This is a genomic window from Fibrobacter sp. UWH5, from assembly GCF_900142505.1.
Taxonomy (GTDB): domain Bacteria; phylum Fibrobacterota; class Fibrobacteria; order Fibrobacterales; family Fibrobacteraceae; genus Fibrobacter.
In genome coordinates this window covers 654,324-673,519 of sequence record NZ_FRBB01000001.1, presented here as the reverse complement: position 1 = coordinate 673,519, position 19,196 = coordinate 654,324, and the positions used below count along the sequence as shown (strand labels likewise).

Here is a 19,196-nt window from a genome sequence, read left to right as displayed (position 1 = left end):
TCAAAAACTGAGCCTTTTTCTTTTTTCAAAAAAATCACTTATTCAAAGAAGGCTGCATCCCTCGTTTTCGAATTTTCTCCAACTGCATTTGATTACAAAAACCTGATACATAGATATAGTTTTCTCCAGAAACGGACTGTTTCTGTCTTCCAAAATCCAGCTCGTATTTCCATTTCAGCGGATGAACCAATCCAGCGAGAGATTTAACATAAAGAGAATCCGCTGCACTAAAATAAAAATCAATCAAATCATAAGGCGAAACAGCTAAAGAGTGTCTGCAGCGGGCCCCTAAACACGTCCCCCCCGACATTCCCCTAAACGGGTTTATCTTAGCCTTATCCGAACTCACACCAACCAGACTTACATCAAAATACGTTTTCGTCACTCTATTTCGAGCATCGATGGTAAAAGAAATGTCATCAATCATCTCGTAGGCCGTCAACACAAATCCACTGTCCTTACCAACAAAGACGCTGGTATCCTTGTAAAAACAGAAATTGGCAAAGATGGGGTCCGTTTCGGAAGAATCATTTTCAGAAACACACCCCTCAGCGAAAGAAAGCGAAGCCGCCAGCGTAATTAACAAAATGGATTTACAAACGAGACTATAAAACATGGGACGTTCCTAGAGCATAATAGATGTTAAACAACGTTACAAAAGTACAAATAAGTTTTGCAAAAAACATATTCGCAAAATTTATCTTTCACTTAACTAAGCCAGAACAATAAATTAAACGCAAAAATTCACGAAATAAAATTAGAGTTAAAGCCAGCAGAACAATCAGCCCGCATCAACACAATCTTTTCTAGCCCCAAAACAAACTATATTTGGCTAAGCAAATTCCAAGACGCCGAAGAACCTTTCTGCGAAGACTTTGAAGAAGCCGAAGAGCTAGCAAATCACTAAATGCAAAAAAAACGATCCCATGACAGTTCAAGTCTGTCCGACCGCAGCAAGAAGTCCGTCCTTTGGGGGCGGATTTTTTTATTTTAGCCCTACGGTTATCGAGGGAGGACGATTCATGATCAAGTTTTTTTTCGCGACAGCTATCTTCATTTGCGGTTGCTCATTAGATTCGGAGCGTGAGTGCCTAGAAGACAGAGATTTCTGCCTAGACTACGATATCGACCGACAAAACAACTGCATCGACGAAGACGCCTACAAGACTTGCATCCAGAAATATTCAAAAAAAGCAATGACTAACGTTGAAGAATTCTGCAAGGACCAAAGCACCTACAAGTGCAGTAATTAGCCAGAACAACGCAGCCAATCCGCTGAACAAAAGAACCGACGGTTGCTAAATTTTACCCCGTTAAAAAGGAAATCCCGTCTAGATCCTTGATTCTATCGGACCTGCTGTCCTCCAGAATGACTGGTCGAGGATAACATTGGCCGGGATGACATTTGAAGATAAAGGTTTAACATGAACAACAATTTGGTTTCTCCTGTAGGCATTCTCGGCTTTGGCGTTGAAGGCCAGAGCACCTTGCGTTATCTGTTCCGTGAAGGCGTCAAGGACATTGTCGTGATGGACAAGAATCCGGTGAACTTGCCGGAAGTTCCTGCAGGCGTAAACGTGAAGGTTTGCAGCGGCGAAAGCTACATGGACGGCCTCAAGGATTGCGTGACCGTAGTGCGTTCTGCAGGCGTATACCCCATGAGTCAGGAACTGTTCAAGTTCCAGATGAACGGTGGCATGATGACTAGTCAGATTCAGCTGTTCCTGGAACAGACCAAGTCCAGCAAGGTGGTGGGCGTTACCGGCACCTTGGGCAAGGGCAGCACCGTCAGCATGATCAGTCACATTCTCGACAAGTGCGGCAAGGCAAACATCATCGGCGGTAACTTCGGCGTGCCGGCGCTGGACCTGCTGGAAGACGATTCCGCAGACCGAATCAGCATTCTGGAACTTTCCAGCTTCCAGTTGATGACGCTTTCGAAGTCGCCGGACGTAGGCGTGGTTCTGCGCGTGTCTACGGAACATCTGGACTGGCACAAGACTGTCGAGGAATACCGCGACGCCAAGGCAAATCTGGTTCGCTGGCAGAAGAATAGCGGCACTTGCGTCTACCTGAAGGATGCAGAACCTACCGCAAAGATCGCAAGCGAAAGCCCCGCCCGCAATAAGCTGGCTGTTAGCTTCGGCGACGGCGAAAACGGAAGCAATGACGGAAACGCCGTTATCGAAGGCTCTACGCTGACCATCGGCAGCGACAAGCTGTTCCTGGGCGATTGCAAGGTCCGCGGCATTTATCAGCTGGAAAATATGGCGGCAGCAACCCTCGCCTGCACCGCCCTGGGCATCAAGGTAGCCGACGCTTTCGAAGCCTTGAAGTCTTACGAAACCCTCCCCTTCCGCATGGAATTTAAAGGCGAAAAGAAGGGCATTGAATTCTACAACGATAGCTACGCCACCCGCCCCGACGCCACCATCGCAGCCACAGGCAGCATGAAGCGCCCCTTCGCTTTGATTCTGGGCGGCTCCGAAAAGAACGCAGACTTTACTGAACTCAGCAACATCCTGGTGAAGGAACGCCCCAACCTGAAGCGCGTGGCCCTCATAGGCGCCACTGCAGAACGCATGCTTGCAGACCTGAAGAAGGCTGGTGTAGACGCCGCCGGCATCAAGACCGCCATCTTCCCCACTCTTGAAGAAGCTTTCGCAGACAGCCTGAATATCGGTGAAGGCGGTACCGTTATCATGAGCCCCGCCTGCGCAAGCTTCGGTCTGTTCAAGAACTACAAGGTTCGCGGACAGGTTTTTGACAAGCTAGTTTCTGAAGTTTAATTTTTTTGAGAAAAAGCGGTTAAAACCCTTTACAAGATTAAACGAAATAACTAACTTTGAGCCGTTCCGTTAAAGGACCTCGCGGTCGTGGTGGAATTGGTAGACACGCTAGCTTGAGGTGCTAGTGGGAGCGATCCCATGACAGTTCAAGTCTGTCCGACCGCAGTAAATAACTCGCTTGAAAAAGCGGGTTATTTTTTTATAGTCAGACGTTTTCACGCCCGCTTTCACTCCCAAAAACTTCTTCATTTTTTTCAAAAAAATTTCCGTTCAAACATTTACAAAAACGCAATTTGTTATTATCTTTGAGCCGTTCCATTAAAAGGACCTCGCGGTCGTGGTGGAATTGGTAGACACGCTAGCTTGAGGTGCTAGTGGGAGCGATCCCATGACAGTTCAAGTCTGTCCGACCGCAGTAAATAACCCGCTTGAAAAAGCGGGTTATTTTTTTATTTAGCCGACACAGATTCCGCTTTTTTCAACACCGACGCTGATTCCACGTTTTTAGAACACCGACGCTGATTCCACGCACTCCTAAAACATCCCACGCCCCCAAACTTCCGCACACATCCCAAACGCGCGTTTTATAATCAGTCAAACATCAACAAAACGCGCACAAAACAGAAAAGCCTCCCGAGGAGATTCGGGAGGCTCATCCGTTTGATTTTTCCATCAATTATTTAACGGTATTCACCATCATTTTCTTGGCACCGTCCACCTGCTTCAGCAGGTATACGCCCTTGGCATAGCCGGCAGCGTTAAGAGCCTTGGCGGCACTCTTTCCAGCCAGGTTAACCAGGCCGACCTTGTTGCCCTGAACATCGAACACATCGTAGTTCATGCCAGAAGCTGCAACGAAGTTGATTTTCTTCATAGCGGTTGTTTCGCCAAGAGGATTGTCATCGTCGGCATTCTTGCCCTTCACCAGGTTGAAGTAATCAAGGTCAAACCAGTCTGCGGTTGCAGTAATGCGAATGATATTCACACCGGCCTTCAAGGCCACATTAGTGGAAATCTTGTTGTAATCATCGAAGTTCTGTTCGTCATCGCTAGAAGAAGTTGCTGCAGGAACTTCAACTTCGCCGGCTTCAGTACCATTGACAGACACACTGAAACTTGCACCGCCGTTAGAAGCTGCGGCAATGTACATGGTGTAATCGCCAGCTTCAGCAGCATTCACAGAGTATTCCAGCCATTCGCCCTTTCTGATGTAGCCAACGACAGTCTTCTTTTCGCTCTTCTTGTAGATGTCAACACCAGTGCCATCGCGATACTTGGAGCATTCAGCTTCCTTGCCTGCGTCGGTACAAGAGTGGTTATCCGCATCATCTTCATAGTAGGAATCATTGCCTGCGCCGTAGCCCGGATCATCGAAGTCTTCGGCCTGTACAATTCCAGGAACAGTCCAGGGAGTCTGGGTCTCATTATGAGCGGTCTGGGGTTCCGGTTCGCGCTTGGTTCCCTGGAATTCCCATTCAAGAATACCCATGGTAGAGTCCTTTGCACCCTTGAATACGAAGAACACCTGATCAACTTCTCCGGTAAGACCCTTCATTTCGCAATCATTATCGGCATAGTCATTCCAGCCGCTAGTCTTTGCCAAATCGCAGGAACCTGCCAAAGTACCGGTGACAGAACCAGTATGGATTTCAACCTTGTTGTCGTTACCCACGTTAGCAGCCTTGATGCGAAGATTCTGGGCACCCTTGCCGAAGTCCACGCCAGTCACGCGAATCCAGGATTCCTTGGTGGCAAGGGGAGTCAGCACATGCTTAACAGCCTGGCCCTTGGTCCAGTCGGTACGGCTACGGACATTGCGCTGCTTGGAACTGGTGAGAGCCTTGTAGGTGTTGTACGGATCGAACTTGCCTACCTGCTTAGGACCTTCCTTGGTGAACACAAGCTTGTTCATGGAGCCATCAGCCGCGTAGGTAATTTCATCGATACTTACACTACGATGGTTACCCGGTTCCGGATCGGCAACACCCAGGGAAGCAGGATGTTCCTTAGCGCGAACAAGGCGACGATCATGATAAACAGCATAAGTCTTGCCCTTGAATTCAGCAAAACCCTGGTGGTTGTTACCGCCATCGCAACTATGAGTTTCACAGTCGTTAATCTTCCACACGGCTTCGATAACGATACCCTTGTAGGAGTAAGGACCAAGGGGATTCTTGGACATACCGTAACCGATTTCCTGACCGCTATTGTTGAAGCTGATATAGTACCAGTCACCATGCTTATGGATGTAAGGAGCTTCAAAGGACTTTTCTGCCTGGACTCGAGTCAGAGAGTTCCTGTCCAAAGTCACCTTGCCGTTACTTTCGGTAAACTTGATAATATCGAAGTTATTACCGATGGGACGCTTCACAGAGCTGGCCGATCCACCACCAAAAATCACATAGCCGGTACCATCTTCTTCAATGAAGATACCCGGGTCAAAGCAGTGGTCGATGTCATCGCAGTTGCCGAGGAAGCTATTGGAGCCACCGGCAATTCGAGGTTTGCCATAAGCATCCATAATGGGGTCTGTATAGGGACCATCAATGCTAGGAGCGGTAATCATACCCACGCCACTTGCGCCGTCGGGATACACAATAAAGGGTCTGCCATTACGGACGGCAATGCCGGAAGCCCAGGTATTGCCGGGATAAGTACCAAATTCACGCTTTGACTGGAAAACCATGCCATGGTCAGTCCAGTTCACCATATCCTTGGAACTGAAAGCATACAGACCGATAATATTGTACTGGAACGGGTCAGTGCTGACGCACATATCGTCCGTATCAGTCAGAATGTAGAAGGTATCACCATCAGAAGCGGCAGAAGGGTCTGCCAGATAATGATAACTGGAAATAGGATTTTCCGCCATTGCGGATGCGGCCAGGCCAAAAACGGCGGCAGCCACAAACTTGCGAGAGAGAAGGGCCGCTGTCGCGAGCTTATTCATCTTCATAACTTACTCCATACACGAATATCCCACCCATTGGAATTATTCTTATAGGAAAATACTCTATAATAATGGAATATGGACATTCGAATCCACCTTGTCATGGACAAATTGACAACGGCAAAATATTTACAAGCGCTATAGGAAACGCGGCTTCGCCCATACTATGGGAAATCAGGAAAAAAAAGCTATCTTTACAAAAAAAGTTAAAGAATCGTAAGACATGAACCGTTTTGAACTCATAAAGACTTCCAAGAAGTCCAAGGCACGTCTGGGAGTGCTCCACACGGACCACGGCGACATCCATACGCCGATTTTTATGCCCGTGGGCACCGAAGCTACCGTAAAGTCGGTAACGCCCCAACAGCTGAAGGACCTGAAGGCCGAAATTATCCTGGCCAACACCTACCACCTCTACCTGCGTCCCACAACGCCGAAAATCGCCGCTGCCGGCGGCATTCACAAGTTCATGAGCTGGGATCGCCCGGTTTTGACCGACAGCGGTGGATTTCAGGTATGGAGTCTGAAGGATTTACGCAAGATTAAGCCCGAAGGGGTGGAATTCAGAAGCATTCTGGACGGTTCCAAGCACTTTTTCAGCCCGGAAACCGTCATGAAGGCCCAGCGCGAGATCGGCGCCGACATCATTATGGCCTTCGACGAGTGTACGCCCTACCCCAGCACCGAAAAAGAAGCTCAGCACAGTCTGAATTTCACGCTGAAATGGACCAAAGAGGCCATGGATTGGCTCAAGGCCAACCCGGAAATCCACGGTTACGAGCAGAAGTTCTTCGGAATTGTGCAGGGCGGCATGCATAAACACCTGCGTAAGCAGGCAATAGAGCGCATCGCGGAACTGGAACCCGACGGATTTGCCATGGGCGGCCTCTCTGTAGGCGAGCCCACCGAAACCATGTACGAAATCGCTGATTTCTGCACCGACTACCTGCCTAAGGACCATGCCCGCTACGTGATGGGCGTAGGAACCCCCTGGAACCTGCTGGAATTGATCGGCCGCGGCGTAGACATGTGCGACTGCGTCATGCCAACCCGTAACGCCCGTAACGGAATGCTGTTCACCAGCGAAGGCGTCTTGCGTTACAAGGCCGCCCGCCACGCCGAAGAATACGACAAGCCGGTGGACCCAAACTGCGACTGCTACTGCTGCCGCAACTTCAGCCGCGCCTACCTGCGCCACCTGCACCACGCCGGCGAATCTTTGGGCTTTACCCTGGCCAGCATCCACAACCTGCACTTCTATCTGCACCTGATGCAAGAGGCAAAGGACCACATCGCAGCCGACGACTTCGAAGAATGGAGCAAGGCCAAGATCGAGGTTCTGCAGCGAAATCTGGAATAACGATACTGACAAAACCTTTATAGGCATCGTATATTTTTTATATTTGCCCGCGAAAAATTTGAAAACAGGCATCAAACCCGAAGGTGATTATGCAGGACTCTTCCGCAATGGATAAAGCCGCTCAGGCAGAATTGGATCGCATCAACGCGCTCCCCACGGTGACTCTGAAAGACAAGATGGCTATTCCGCCCCAGCGTGGTGCAGAACTTCCCCATCGCGAATACCGCACAACCATGGACGAAAGCACCAAAACCATGTCTCTGGCACAGGCTCGTCTCGAAGCTAGCCGTTGCATGGACTGTAAGAAGCCGTTCTGCACCGCAGCCTGCCCCATCAGCATGCCCATCCCCCAGTACCTGAAGTTGCTGGCCGGTGGTAACATCGAAGGCGCTGTGGAAATGATCCGCGCCACTTCCCTGCTGCCCTCCATCTGCAGCCGCGTCTGCCCCCACGAAAAGCAGTGCCAGTCCAGCTGCGCCATGGGTCGTACCCTGAAGGATATGAACAAGGGTATCCATATGGGCGAAACCGAACGTTTCTGCATGGACTACGAACGCGAACACATGGGCGGCAAGAAGGTTCCTGCCATGGCCCCCTCCACTGGCAAGAAGGTTGCCGTTATCGGTTCCGGTCCTGCAGGTTTCTCTGCAGCAGTAGACCTCCGTACCCTGGGCCACGATGTCACCATTTTTGAAGCCTACGACTTGCTGGGTGGCGTGCTCCGTTACGGCATTCCTCAGTTCCGTCTGCCCAAGGACATCGTTGACTACGAATACAGCATTCTCCCCAAGATGGGCATCGAAATCAAGACCGGCGTTACCATCGGTAAGGATATCACCATCGAACAGCTGAAGAAGGACTTTGACGCCATCTTCATCGGTAACGGCGCTGCCCAGGCTCTCAAGACCGGCGTTCCCGGCGAAGACCTGAAGGGCGTCTACACCGCCGAAGAATACCTGAAGAAGGGCAACCGCGGCGTTGAAATTGAATCCGGCAAGCGCGTTATCGTCGTTGGTGGTGGCAACGTGGCTATGGACGCAGCCCGCATGGCATTCCGTCTGGGCGCCGAAGACGTCCGCGTGGTCTACCGTCGTACTCTTAACGAAATGCCCGCCTGCAAGGCAGAACTCCGCGAAATCCTGAACGAAGGCGTGGTGGTTATGGAACTGCACAACCCCGCCGAATTTATCGCCGACGAAAACGGTCACGTCAAGCAGGCTAAGTTGGACCTGTTCCAGCTGGGCGAACCTGATGAAGCTGGCCGTCCCCGTCCGGTGAAGATCGAAGGCCAGAGCGAAACCATCGACTGCGATACCGTGGTCCTGGCAATCGGCAGCAGAGTTTCCAGCGAAATCAAGGACACCACTCCGGGTCTCGACACCAATCGCAACGGTACCTACATCGTCCGCGCCGAAGATTCTTGCGAAACTTCTGTTGACGGAGTATTCGTCGGTGGCGACGCCAAGCACGGACCTCTCACCGTGGTGATGGCCATGAAGACTGGCCGTGACGCTGCAGTCCAGATCCATAAGGCTCTCGTCGGTTAATCAAAAGGTTTGCGGGACCTACCCGCAGTTCCCCAAAAAATTTTAGAGGTTCCGCACAAAGGCGGAGCCTCTTTTTTATGCCCAGTCCAATCCTAGGCCGCCAAGAAAAAAGCGTACCGCACCCCATACTGTGCAGAACGCTTTCCCGGGACCGGATTCACATACCCTACGCGTCGTCCGATCCCTAGGCTACTTGTCGCAGCGTAAATTTTACGGCATCGCGATTTTACTGTTTGACGATTTTGCGTTGGAACGTCTTACCGTCGGCCACCAGGCGTACCAGGTATATGCCAGGCTGCAGATGACTCAGGTCATAGCTGACCCCGCCGGGCATTCCGTTCAGGCGCACCTTACGGCCATCCATACGGACCACATCCAGTCGGCGGATTTCGCTAGCGAACACATCCAGACGGCATTCCGAGACGTTATACATCAAGGGGTTTCCGTTGGCGGCAACCGTGGCAGAGAATCCAGTTTCTTCACCTTCGGAAGGTTCATCCTTAGAAGGTTCGTCCTTGGAGCCGGAAGAGGCGGGACCGTCTTCGGCAGGTTCGCTGGAGGAAGCCGGATCGTCGCTGCTGGAGGAGCCCGGCTCATCGGCGGAGGCATCAATCTTAACAGAGATCAGGAAGAGGTTAGCGGAATCGCCCTTGGTAATGGAATGCTTACCGGCAGCCAGCTTGACTTTTACAACGCCTGCGGTGGCAGTATACTTTTCACCATCGATCTTGATCCCCTTAGCGAAATCACCGTTGAAAACCAGAGTCACTTCAGCAGACTTGGCCAGCACGAATTCAACAGATGTAGCCGTTTCAATCTTGAGGCAGCGGGTCAATTCGGCACCGTTGTAAGACACGGTTCCCTTGCTGGTAGAAAGGTTTCCGAGGAATTCGAAGTAGTCGCTGCTGGCTCCTTCTTCGGTAAAGTTATGCACCAGGTCTGCAGAAATAGACTTCAAGTCGGAACTTTCATCAACGGGATCGTCTGCAGGCGCTTCGACGGTGGCAGAGGAACTGTTAGGAACAACGCCGCCAGAGACACTGCTGGAACTGGCCACAGTCGCACTGGAGGAAGGTTCAACAGAAGCACTGGAAGAGGGGCTGGATGCGGTTCCCGAAGAGGAGTTGGGAACGATCGGAGTCACGACAACCGCGCCATCACCCTGGATAGACTTGACGCTACCGGTATAGGCCACCAGCTTATTTTTCAGAGCCTGGTTCACAGCATAGAGGGCATCGTCTTCGGCGGTAAAGGTCCACTTGAAATCACCGCCATTGATACGGCCTGCATAGGCCATCACATTAGCCTTGGCGTCATCCGGTTCATCGGCAGTATACTTGTACATGACCGAGGTATTCACGTCGAAGTTGTTGTACTTGTTGCCACCAGACTTAGAAACAACAGTGGCAGGAACCTGTTCGTCGCGCTTGCTCACCACGTAGGCGTCGAAGTCGGTCTTGGTATTGATGGAGCCAACGGCAGTTCCGTCAACGCCCTTCAGGCGGTAGGTGGTTGCGCCGTAAGCGATGAAGGTACCGCCTTCTGCAAACTTGTTATTGTAGGCCTTGATGGTTCCGCCCGCTTCCTTGCTGAAGGTAGCGTTAACGGTGGTGCTGGTGGTAGTACCGGCATAAAGGTCGGAACCCTGCATAGAAGTGAGCATGGGGAACTTGCAGTTACGGAAGTAGTTACCTTCCATGAACACAGAGGAACCCAAGGTAGAGCCCGCACCGTACTTGGCATTGCCATCGTAGTAGTTGTTGTAGACGTGAGCGCTGTAATAACGCACGCGAGGATGACGGCTATCGGAATGGTCGTACCAGTTATGGTGATAGGTAATGTAGTAGCCGTCGGTAGTTCCTTCGGAAAGGCCCAGCAAGTTGGACTTGCCGTTATCCCAGAAGTGGTTGTAGCTGAAGGTGACGTAAGTAGACTTCTTGCAGTCCAGGGCTCCATCGCCCTTCACCTGGTCCGCATCGGAACCGGCATCGCCGTAGAACATATCGTTGTTGTGGATCCAGATGTACTGGTCGTTCTGCTGAAGACCGATGTTGTCGCCTTCGGAACTGTTCACGTTCATGACGCCCATATTGCGGACTTCTACGTTCTGGGCGTTCTTGATGCGGATACCCCAACCGTTTGCGGTAGCATCTTCGCCAATACCTTCAATGGTCACATAGGAATCTTCGGAAGAGCCCAAATCAATGAGCATGTCGCCTGCCACCAGGGAATCGGAGTCCGTCACGTTACCGATAAAGCGGAAGTCGAAAGGACGAGTTTCGTAACCCTTCTTCATGCAGTTCAGAATGCCCTGGAAGCTCTTGCAAGTGGTCTTCGTGCCCTTGGAATTGGTCACCACGTCGGCGGTCACCTTGTTCTTGGAATTTTCGGAAACATACACCACCACGGCACCGCTCTTGAGAGTACCGTCGGTATTGTAGGCCCCAGGAACGCGGCCATTGCTAAAGGCAAAACCGGTGCGGTCATGAGCCTTCACAGAAACCGTCTTGGATTCGGCAGCCCCTTCGGCACCATTCACCACGGGAGCAATCTTCAAGGTGTGTGAGCCTGCCTTCAGGCCGACCACGTCAGCACGCATATAGGAACCGTAGCTACGAATCAGCGGATCATCGATCTTGGTTCCGTCCACATAGACATTGTAGCTGGAGGCACCGGAAACAGGCTGCCATTCCGCATAGGCGGATTCCAGCCAACCGGCAGCGGTATTGACAGTCAGCGCCGAGGCGGAAGCGGCAAGGCCCAGCACTGCGGCAGAGAGAGAAAGAAATTTGCAATCCATAAACATCCCTTTTTTAAACCTTGAGAACGGGCACCATCCCGTTGTTCTCATTTTCTTTCTCAAATATAATGTTTATTTTTTAGAAAAGCAATATAAAAATTCTGATTTTTAAACAAAAATAAAGATTTTCAATATAAGAATGTTCTCAAAATCATTCAAAAGCATCATATTTTGCACCTTTCTACCCAGCCCTTTCTTTTTCAAGGTCTGCATAAATCTATTTTTGCATCAATCATATTTGAACCAAGGAGTTCCCATGGAACCGCTGCTGCACCAGTCCCTCGCCCACATGTTCTTCGCTACCTGCGACAGAGAGGATTTCCCCGGCTGGTACCACAGAAAACACGAACAGTGGATTTATTTCTCTAGGCAGCAACTCGCCAGAGATACCCGCTCCTTGGCCCTTGCGTTCAAGAACCGCGGAATCAAGGAACACCAGAGTATCGGCATCGTAGCCAACAGCTGCCCGGAATGGATCATGACGGACATCGCATCCCAGCTGAATCACGCCCAGGTGGTCCCCCTGTTTCCCAACATTTCCTCGGACAATTTCAACTTCCAGTGTGATGACTCCGACGTCCAGATTCTGCTGCTGAACAACGTAAACGAACTGGACCAGGCCATCAAGGACGTCCTTCCCCGCTTTAGCGTGGTCATCTGCATCGATCCGGCATCCGACTGCCCCGACAACGGCGTCTACTGGCACGACCTGATCCGCGAAGGCCAGGAACTGGCCAAGAAGCCCGAATCCTCCGCCTGGATCCAAAGTCAGCTGGAATCCATCAACCCCGACGACCTGTTCAGCATCATCTACACCAGCGGTTCCACCGGACGTCCCAAGGGTGCCGAACTGAGCCACCGCAACATGCTGGCGCAGATTCAGACCATCAGGCGCGATGTTGTCGCCCTGAACCACAACGACGTAGGTCTCGTAGTGCTGCCCGTGGCCCATGTGCTGGAACGCATGACCACCTATTTCTTTATCCTGAACGCCACAAAGGTATTCTTCGCCGACACCCCCAAGAACACCGCCCTCCTGATGAAGGAAGTCAAGCCCACCGTCATGATGGTGGTCCCCCGCATCCTGGAACGCGTCTACGAAAGCATGACGGCCGCCGGCGAAAAGTGCCACGGTTTCAAGCGTTGGCTGATTAACCGCGCCGTAAAGATTGCAAAGATTGAGGACCCCACCAAGCGCCCCAGCATCGCCCGCCGCATTTACGACAAACTGGTCTACAAGAAAATGCGCGAAGCCATCGGCGGCAAGTTCCGCCTGATCGTCTGCGGTGGCGGCGCCCTGAACAAGTCCATCTGCCGATTCCTGCTGAACGTTGGCATCAACATCTGCGAAGGTTACGGCCTTACCGAATGCGCCCCCGTGCTCACGGTGAACACTCCCAAGTGCATCCGCCCCGGTAGCGTGGGCATCCCCCTTGCCTATCTGGACGTAAAGATCGGCGAGAACAGCGAAGTCCTGGCCAAGGGCGACAGCGTTTTCAAGGGCTACCACAACATGCCCGAAGTAAACAAGGAAATCTTTACCGAAGACGGTTACCTCAAGACAGGAGACCAGGGATCCTTCGACGAAGACGGCTACCTGTTCTTGATCGGTCGCATCAAGGAACTGCTGAAGACCAGCACCGGCAAGTATGTAAGCCCCAACCCCATCGAGCTTGAAATCAGCCGCCACCCGCTGGTGGAACAAGCCCTTGTCATCGCCAACAACCGTAAGTTCGCTTCTGTGCTTATCTTCCTGAACCCCATCAACGCACGCCGCTTCCTGAACCGCACCAAGGACGAATTCGATATCAACCGCGCTCTGGAATCCAAGCACATCAACGAGGCTCTGGAACGTCACATCACCCGCATCAACAAGAAGCTGAACCATTGGGAACAAATCCGCAAGTGGACCCTCATTGGAGACAGTCTCACCGTTGAATCAGGCTTGCTGACACCCACCCTCAAGATCCGTCGCAAAGCCGCCGAAGAAATGTACAGCGAACAAATCGAAGAAATGTACAAGTAGCGGAGAGCGATGAGCAGCGAGCTGTGTGCTGCGAGCGGAAAGACTCGAGGCGCGAGGCTTGAGGTATCATCCTGAGCGAAGGCATGTAAGGCCGTAGTCGATATAGAATTATTAGCAATTTATTGCCTTACAATTCTTAGGTTCGAAGGAGCAGGATCTAGATACTAGATATGAGATATTGGACGTTTGACGTGGGACTTCTAACTGGATTAGTGAACAATGAATAGTGAACAGTGAAAGGCGCCTAACTTTAACTCAAAGCTCAAAGCTCATAACTTATATCTAAATATTACAAATAACGAATACGTTACCAACGAGTACATCACAAACGAGTACAACACTTAAGAGCTGGGGCTTAACGGTAATCGAGGCCAGCAACCTGTATTCAAGCGCAGAGGAAGGACGCTACTCGGGAACTCTGGACGAACGCGCAGACGCCATGCAAGCTTTACGGCATCAGCTCTGGCCACGACACCGCCAACTGGCCGCTATACCTGGGAGCAAAGGTTTCTATAAAGGTCACCGACAAAAAGGCAACCATACAGTTTAAGTAGAGGTATGAGGCGACAGGCTTCAGGCGACAGGTACGAGGGCGGAGCCTTCGGCTCCTTTGAACTAGATATCTCATAACTCACAACTCATATCTCATAACTAAAAAAAAGCCAGGTTTTCACCTGGCCTTTTTTGCAAGGCCGACCTCATACCTCAAAGGAAGGCGAAGCCGACCGACCTCTTTGCCTATTAGAAATGGATCACGCGAACCTTGATGACCTTGGGCAGCTGAGCCAGCTTGTCCTTGATGGAATCATCAATGGAGCTTTCGATGTCGATCAGGTTGTAACCGATCTTGCCGTTGCTCTTGTTGGAGAAGGAGGCAATGTTGATGCCTTCTGCACCCACAACCTTGGTGATTTCAGCGATCATGTTGGGAACGTCTTCGTTAATCACCACAACGCGGGTCTTGATGCCCATGTGGGGCTTGTCCATGAGAGCCGGGAAGTTAACGGAGTTACGGACGCAACCGAATTCGATGTAGTCCTTCAGTTCTTCAACAGCCATGACTGCGCAGTTTTCTTCAGCTTCTTCGGTAGAAGCGCCCAGGTGCGGGAAGCACTGGATCTTGTCGTGCTGAATCTGCTTTGCATCCGGGAAGTCGCTGAGGTAACCCTGGAGAGTACCGTTGTCCAGCATTTCGTAAATGGGGTCCATTTCAACCAGACCGTTACGGGCGAAGTTCAGGATATGAGTACCCTTGAAGTTAGCCAGGTTCTTGCGGTTCAGGAGGTTTTCGGTAACGCCCTTGATGAACGGAACGTGAACGGTGAGGAAGTCAGAATTTGCGATCACGGTGTCGAGATCGGCAATTTCAACCTTGTTGGAAAGTTCGTGCATGTTCAGTGCGTTGGGATACGGTTCGTATGCGATCACGCGCATGTTCTTCCAACGAGCATAGTTAGCAACGAGAACGCCGATCTTGCCGAGGCCGATAACACCGAGGGTCTTGCCAGCCAGTTCAGAACCAGCGAACTTCTTCTTGCCGCTTTCAACAGTCTTGGCCATATCCGGATCATTGATGTCCAGAGCCTTGACCCAGTTTGCAGCCTGTGCAACATTACGAACAGCCATACCGAGAACGGTCATCACGAGTTCAGCAACAGCGTTTGCATTTGCACCCGGAGTATTGAACACGCAGACACCCTTAGCGGAAGCCTTGTCGATAGTGATGTTGTTAACACCAGCACCGGCACGAGCCACAGCCAGGAGGCCGTCAAACTGATCAGTGTCAACCTGAGCAGAACGGACAAGAATTGCGTCCGGATTTTCGACGGTATCAGAAACCTGATAGTAAGCTCCAAACAGGCTGAGGCCCTTCTTGGAGATGTTGTTCATAGTCTTAATAGTTGCCATGATTTATTCCTTGTAGTTTATGTTAAAAATTCTTAGTGGCTAGTGGTTAGTGGTTAGTGGTTAGTGGTTAGTTTTATAATCGCGGCGTAGCCGCCTTACTTTTACTGTCTACTAACCACTGTCTACTAATCACTTCGCTTCCGGCGCATCCACCCAGCGGCCACGTTCCTTGATGAGAGCTACCAATTCTTCGATGGCATCTTCTTCGGGAATGTTCTTCTTGACTGCGGTCTTTCCTTCGAACAGGGTAATGCGACCGGGACCACCACCAACGTAACCAAAGTCAGCGTCTGCCATTTCACCCGGGCCATTCACGATACAGCCCATAATGCCGATAGACAGATCCTTCAGATGACCAAAGCGGGCCTTTATCTTACCCATCACTTCCTGGATGTTGTACAAAGTACGGCCACAGCTGGGGCAGCTGATAAAGTTGGTCTTGCTGCGACGGCAGTAGGCAGCCTGCAAAATATCGAAAGCCAGTTCCACAGATTCCTTGGGACTCTTGAAACCTTCGATAACAACAGCGTCACCGATACCGTCAGTGACCAGGCTACCGATGTCGGCAGAAGCACGGAGCATATCCTTCTCGGAGCTACCGATGTTGGCATAGAGCAAGATGGGATCCTTGCGGCCAGCGGCTTCCATTGCAGAAACCAGGGCGCGAACACCAGAAACCATGTTATCGCCAGTATAGCAGAACACGGAACCTTCCGGAACAGAAATAGGATTGGCGGCAAAGCCAGCAATATCCATGGGATCGTCAAAAGCCACAACAGGCTTGTCGGCCAGGCTGGCCACGGCAAATTCAGGACCGCGACCTTCAGAAGTCAGGCTGGCAGCATCGGAACGAACACCGACCTTGACCGGCTGAGCGCCACCGATTTCCACACCGTTAAGAACAACGGGCTTGGTTTCGCGACGAGCGTAGTGGTACGGATCCTTTTCGAGAATAGGCACATCGTAGCTTACCGGAACTGCGGGCAAGGCGCAAGCCTTGATCAGTTCCTGGGCAACGGGGACTTCGGCCACAGGATCTTCGGTCAGGGAGACGCGGATGGTATCGGCAAGACCGTCCATCAAGAGGGCTCCAATACCTGCGGCAGACTTCATGCGGCCATCGGCACCGGCGCCAGCTTCGGTAACGCCCACATGGAAGGGGTACGGCTTGTAGTTTTCCTGCTTGATACGGGCAGCCAGCATACGGTAGGCAGAAATAGCCACGCGAGGATTGCTGGACTTCAGGCTCAGGACCACCTGGTCAAAATGTTCGGCTTCGCAAACAGCCAGGTATTCCATGACAGATTCCACCATGCCTTCCACGGTGTCGCCATAGCGGTAAATCATACGGGCAGAAAGGGAACCGTGGTTCACGCCAATGCGGATCACGCGGCCCAGACGCTTTGCTTCCTGGACGAAGGGAGTGAACTGTTCAGCCACCTTCTCCTTGCCTTCTTCGAACATGGCGTCAGTCTGATTTTCCAAAGTCAGGATGCCGGTATCAACGAAATTACCCGGATTGATACGGACCTTTTCAACCCACTTGAGAGCTTCGAAAGCAGCCTTGGGCTGGAAGTGGATGTCGGCAGAAACCGGCACCTTGCAACCAGCAGCACGAATGCGCTTCATGACTTCTTCCAGACCCTGGGCATCGGCCAGAGTGGGAGCGGTAATACGAACCAGGCCACAGCCAACCTTGGCAAGATCCAAGGTTTCCTGGACGGTCTTTTCAACGTCCTTGGGCTTGGTGGTAGTCATGGACTGAACTAAAATGGGGGCACCGCCCCCAATCAATGCATCACCAACACGAACCTGTACAGTTTCTCTACGGACTGCGTTAAAGCGGTCAGCAACATACGGAAATTCAGAAAACTTTGTCATATATAAGCAATTTAGGAAAAGTCGAGCGTCGCGGCAAAAGCGTTTTCGCTTTTGACATAACCGAGAAGCACTAAATGCGCTTGTTAAAGCGCCATTTAGGAAAATCAGCAATTATCGGCACATTCCAAATTACTTATGTAGAAGATTTGTAGTACTCTTCCAGCTTTTCACGACAGTTATAGAAGCACTTCCACAGCGACGGATCGAACTGGGAACCCATGCCCTTGGCGATAATATCAAAGGCATCCTCGAAAGAGAATTTTTCCTTATAGCAACGCTTACTGACCAGGGCGTCGTATACATCGGCCACAGCCATCACACGGGCTTCAAACGGGATATTCTCGCCACTCAGGCCCCTGGGGTAGCCCCTTCCGTCATAACGTTCGTGATGGAAACAGGCCACGTTCCTGGCGATGTTCACGAAAGCAGGAACCTCGATCTGAGAAAGGAGATTCTCGACAATGGCAGCACCCTTTTCAGGGTGAGTTTTCATCTCCTCGAATTCCTCGGGAGTGAACTTTCCAGGTTTTCTCAGAATTTCATCGTTAATGGCAATCTTGCCCAAGTCGTGCATAGGTGCGGCACTGACCAGAGCGTCGTAGAAGGTATCTTCATACTTGCGCTGTCGATCCTTACGCAGTTCATCAACAAGGATAGACACCACCTTGCTGGTACGCTTGATATGACCGCCCGTATTGCTATCACGGCTTTCAACCATGTTGGCCATGCCCACAATCATCTGTTCCTGGATAGACTTCAACTGGTTGGCGTTACTCTTCACCACAGTCTTCAATCGGGTATTGCTGTCGCCAAGCATCTGCACATAGTTGTGCAAATCCGTATCGTCCACAATCTTGAACAGGTTCACATAACGATCACGGAACACGTTGACCTTGCGAACATAACAGCGATAATGACGAACGCTAGACAGGTATTCCTTGGTATCCAGATAATCCCCGTCCCGCACTTCCCTCACCCACAATCTCAGGAAATCGATGGCAGCAGAACCCGAAGGCAGCAAGTGGTCTACGCGGCAATTTTTTAAGGCAGGAATGATCTCGTAGGCAATCTCGTTGCATCCCAAAAAACGGTATGACGAAGACACCAGAATATACCCATCCGTATTGTTTTTTTCAAGAACAGATAGAACGCTATGCCCGATGTCATAACTCTTTACACGGAAGCAAATGTATATCAGCGCCAGCTGGTCAAACACATAGACCGCAGGCATGATCAAGGTATCGATTTCCCAAAGGCGCGAAGAGAAGAACGCCAAAATCGTAGCAATATCGATAAGGGACATGGCCACAAGGCACTTAAAGGAAACGTTCTTCTTCTTGGCAAAGGCATAGATAAGAATGCTTACGTTGGCGATCAGGAACCCAAAAATCATCAGGTTGAACAAATCATGGCCAAAGCCATAAGTCGCCACATAGTTACCCACCCCTTCGAATGTCTGGACATACTCAATGGAGGTGTAATAAATATCGCTGAAACCTACCGTACACGACAGGCCGAATATTAACATCGTATAGGCATTCAGGATCGTGCGCACGAACTTGTGGATTTTAACCCGGCAGACATCGGCGACGGCATAGAACATGAACAGGGGCAGAAATACGGAACCCGCATAGTTGAACTTGTTGGCCACAATGGCTTCATCCACGTTGGTAGACAAGCCAAGCATCAAGTGCCCCATGCAGGACACCAATACCAAAAAGCTAATGAACGAATAATTGCCACTAAACTTTGGATTCAGATGCCAAATCGCCACCACATTCAAGGCGGCAATAATACACAAAACCAACAAACACGTAATAATCATACACAAAAACCCTACAATTGGCCAGGCGGTCTCTCTTAAAGATAATCAACTTTAGAACTAATCGCAAACAAAGACCCCCAAAGGGGCCCCAAACGCATACAAAAAACTTG

11 protein-coding genes and 2 tRNA genes are annotated in these 19,196 nt (G+C 51.0%); 7 read left to right on the top strand and 6 right to left on the bottom strand.

Annotation, left to right across the window (positions count from 1 at the left end):
• Nucleotides 1-34 precede the first annotated feature (34 nt).
• Complete coding sequence (locus BUB38_RS02805; RefSeq protein WP_073156662.1) at nt 35-616, bottom strand: hypothetical protein; 582 nt, start codon at nt 614-616, stop codon at nt 35-37.
• A gap of 406 nt (nt 617-1,022) precedes the next feature.
• Here BUB38_RS02805 and BUB38_RS02800 point away from each other — a divergent pair, with 406 nt between their 5' ends.
• From BUB38_RS02800 to BUB38_RS02785, 4 genes are all read left to right on the top strand, one after another.
• Nucleotides 1,023-1,253 (top strand): hypothetical protein, encoded by a 231-nt coding sequence (locus tag BUB38_RS02800; protein ID WP_073233760.1) that lies wholly within the window; start codon nt 1,023-1,025, stop codon nt 1,251-1,253.
• Nucleotides 1,254-1,424: 171 nt separating this feature from the next.
• Entirely contained in the window at nt 1,425-2,789 is a 1,365-nt protein-coding gene (gene murD / locus BUB38_RS02795) for a UDP-N-acetylmuramoyl-L-alanine--D-glutamate ligase (RefSeq protein ID WP_073156657.1), read from the top strand.
• Between the two features lie 81 nt (nt 2,790-2,870).
• Nucleotides 2,871-2,954: transfer RNA gene (locus tag BUB38_RS02790), tRNA-Leu, on the top strand.
• 166 nt (nt 2,955-3,120) lie between these two features.
• Nucleotides 3,121-3,204: transfer RNA gene (locus tag BUB38_RS02785), tRNA-Leu, on the top strand.
• A gap of 261 nt (nt 3,205-3,465) precedes the next feature.
• Here BUB38_RS02785 and BUB38_RS02780 read toward each other — a convergent pair.
• A complete protein-coding gene (locus BUB38_RS02780; RefSeq protein WP_112132552.1) occupies nt 3,466-5,745 on the bottom strand; it encodes a family 43 glycosylhydrolase in 2,280 nt (759 codons plus the stop codon).
• A gap of 217 nt (nt 5,746-5,962) precedes the next feature.
• Between BUB38_RS02780 and tgt the strand changes: the two genes are divergently transcribed.
• Together tgt and BUB38_RS02770 are read left to right on the top strand one after the other, a co-directional pair.
• Nucleotides 5,963-7,099 carry a tRNA guanosine(34) transglycosylase Tgt gene (gene tgt, locus BUB38_RS02775; RefSeq protein ID WP_073156654.1) on the top strand — a complete coding sequence of 379 codons (1,137 nt, stop codon included), beginning with the start codon at nt 5,963-5,965 and terminating at the stop codon, nt 7,097-7,099.
• A 107-nt stretch (nt 7,100-7,206) separates the two neighbouring features.
• A complete protein-coding gene (locus BUB38_RS02770; RefSeq protein WP_254794858.1) occupies nt 7,207-8,646 on the top strand; it encodes an NAD(P)-dependent oxidoreductase in 1,440 nt (479 codons plus the stop codon).
• A gap of 226 nt (nt 8,647-8,872) precedes the next feature.
• Here the strand turns inward: BUB38_RS02770 and BUB38_RS02765 are convergent, their stop codons facing one another.
• Nucleotides 8,873-11,446 carry a pectate lyase family protein gene (locus BUB38_RS02765; protein ID WP_073156650.1) on the bottom strand — a complete coding sequence of 858 codons (2,574 nt, stop codon included), beginning with the start codon at nt 11,444-11,446 and terminating at the stop codon, nt 8,873-8,875.
• Nucleotides 11,447-11,702: 256 nt separating this feature from the next.
• Between BUB38_RS02765 and BUB38_RS02760 the strand changes: the two genes are divergently transcribed.
• On the top strand, nt 11,703-13,472 hold the full coding sequence (locus BUB38_RS02760) for an AMP-dependent synthetase/ligase (RefSeq protein WP_073156647.1): 1,770 nt from the start codon (nt 11,703-11,705) through the stop codon (nt 13,470-13,472).
• 741 nt (nt 13,473-14,213) lie between these two features.
• On the opposite strand, the gene BUB38_RS02755 is transcribed toward BUB38_RS02760, so the two are convergent.
• The 3 genes from BUB38_RS02755 to BUB38_RS02745 all read right to left on the bottom strand — a co-directional run bounded on the left by BUB38_RS02755 (nt 14,214) and on the right by BUB38_RS02745 (nt 19,086).
• A complete protein-coding gene (locus BUB38_RS02755; protein WP_073156644.1) occupies nt 14,214-15,380 on the bottom strand; it encodes a phosphoglycerate dehydrogenase in 1,167 nt (388 codons plus the stop codon).
• Nucleotides 15,381-15,509: 129 nt separating this feature from the next.
• A complete protein-coding gene (gene ispG, locus BUB38_RS02750) occupies nt 15,510-17,261 on the bottom strand; it encodes a (E)-4-hydroxy-3-methylbut-2-enyl-diphosphate synthase (protein WP_073156641.1) in 1,752 nt (583 codons plus the stop codon).
• Between the two features lie 133 nt (nt 17,262-17,394).
• A complete protein-coding gene (locus BUB38_RS02745; protein ID WP_073156639.1) occupies nt 17,395-19,086 on the bottom strand; it encodes an HD domain-containing phosphohydrolase in 1,692 nt (563 codons plus the stop codon).
• Nucleotides 19,087-19,196 lie beyond the last annotated feature (110 nt).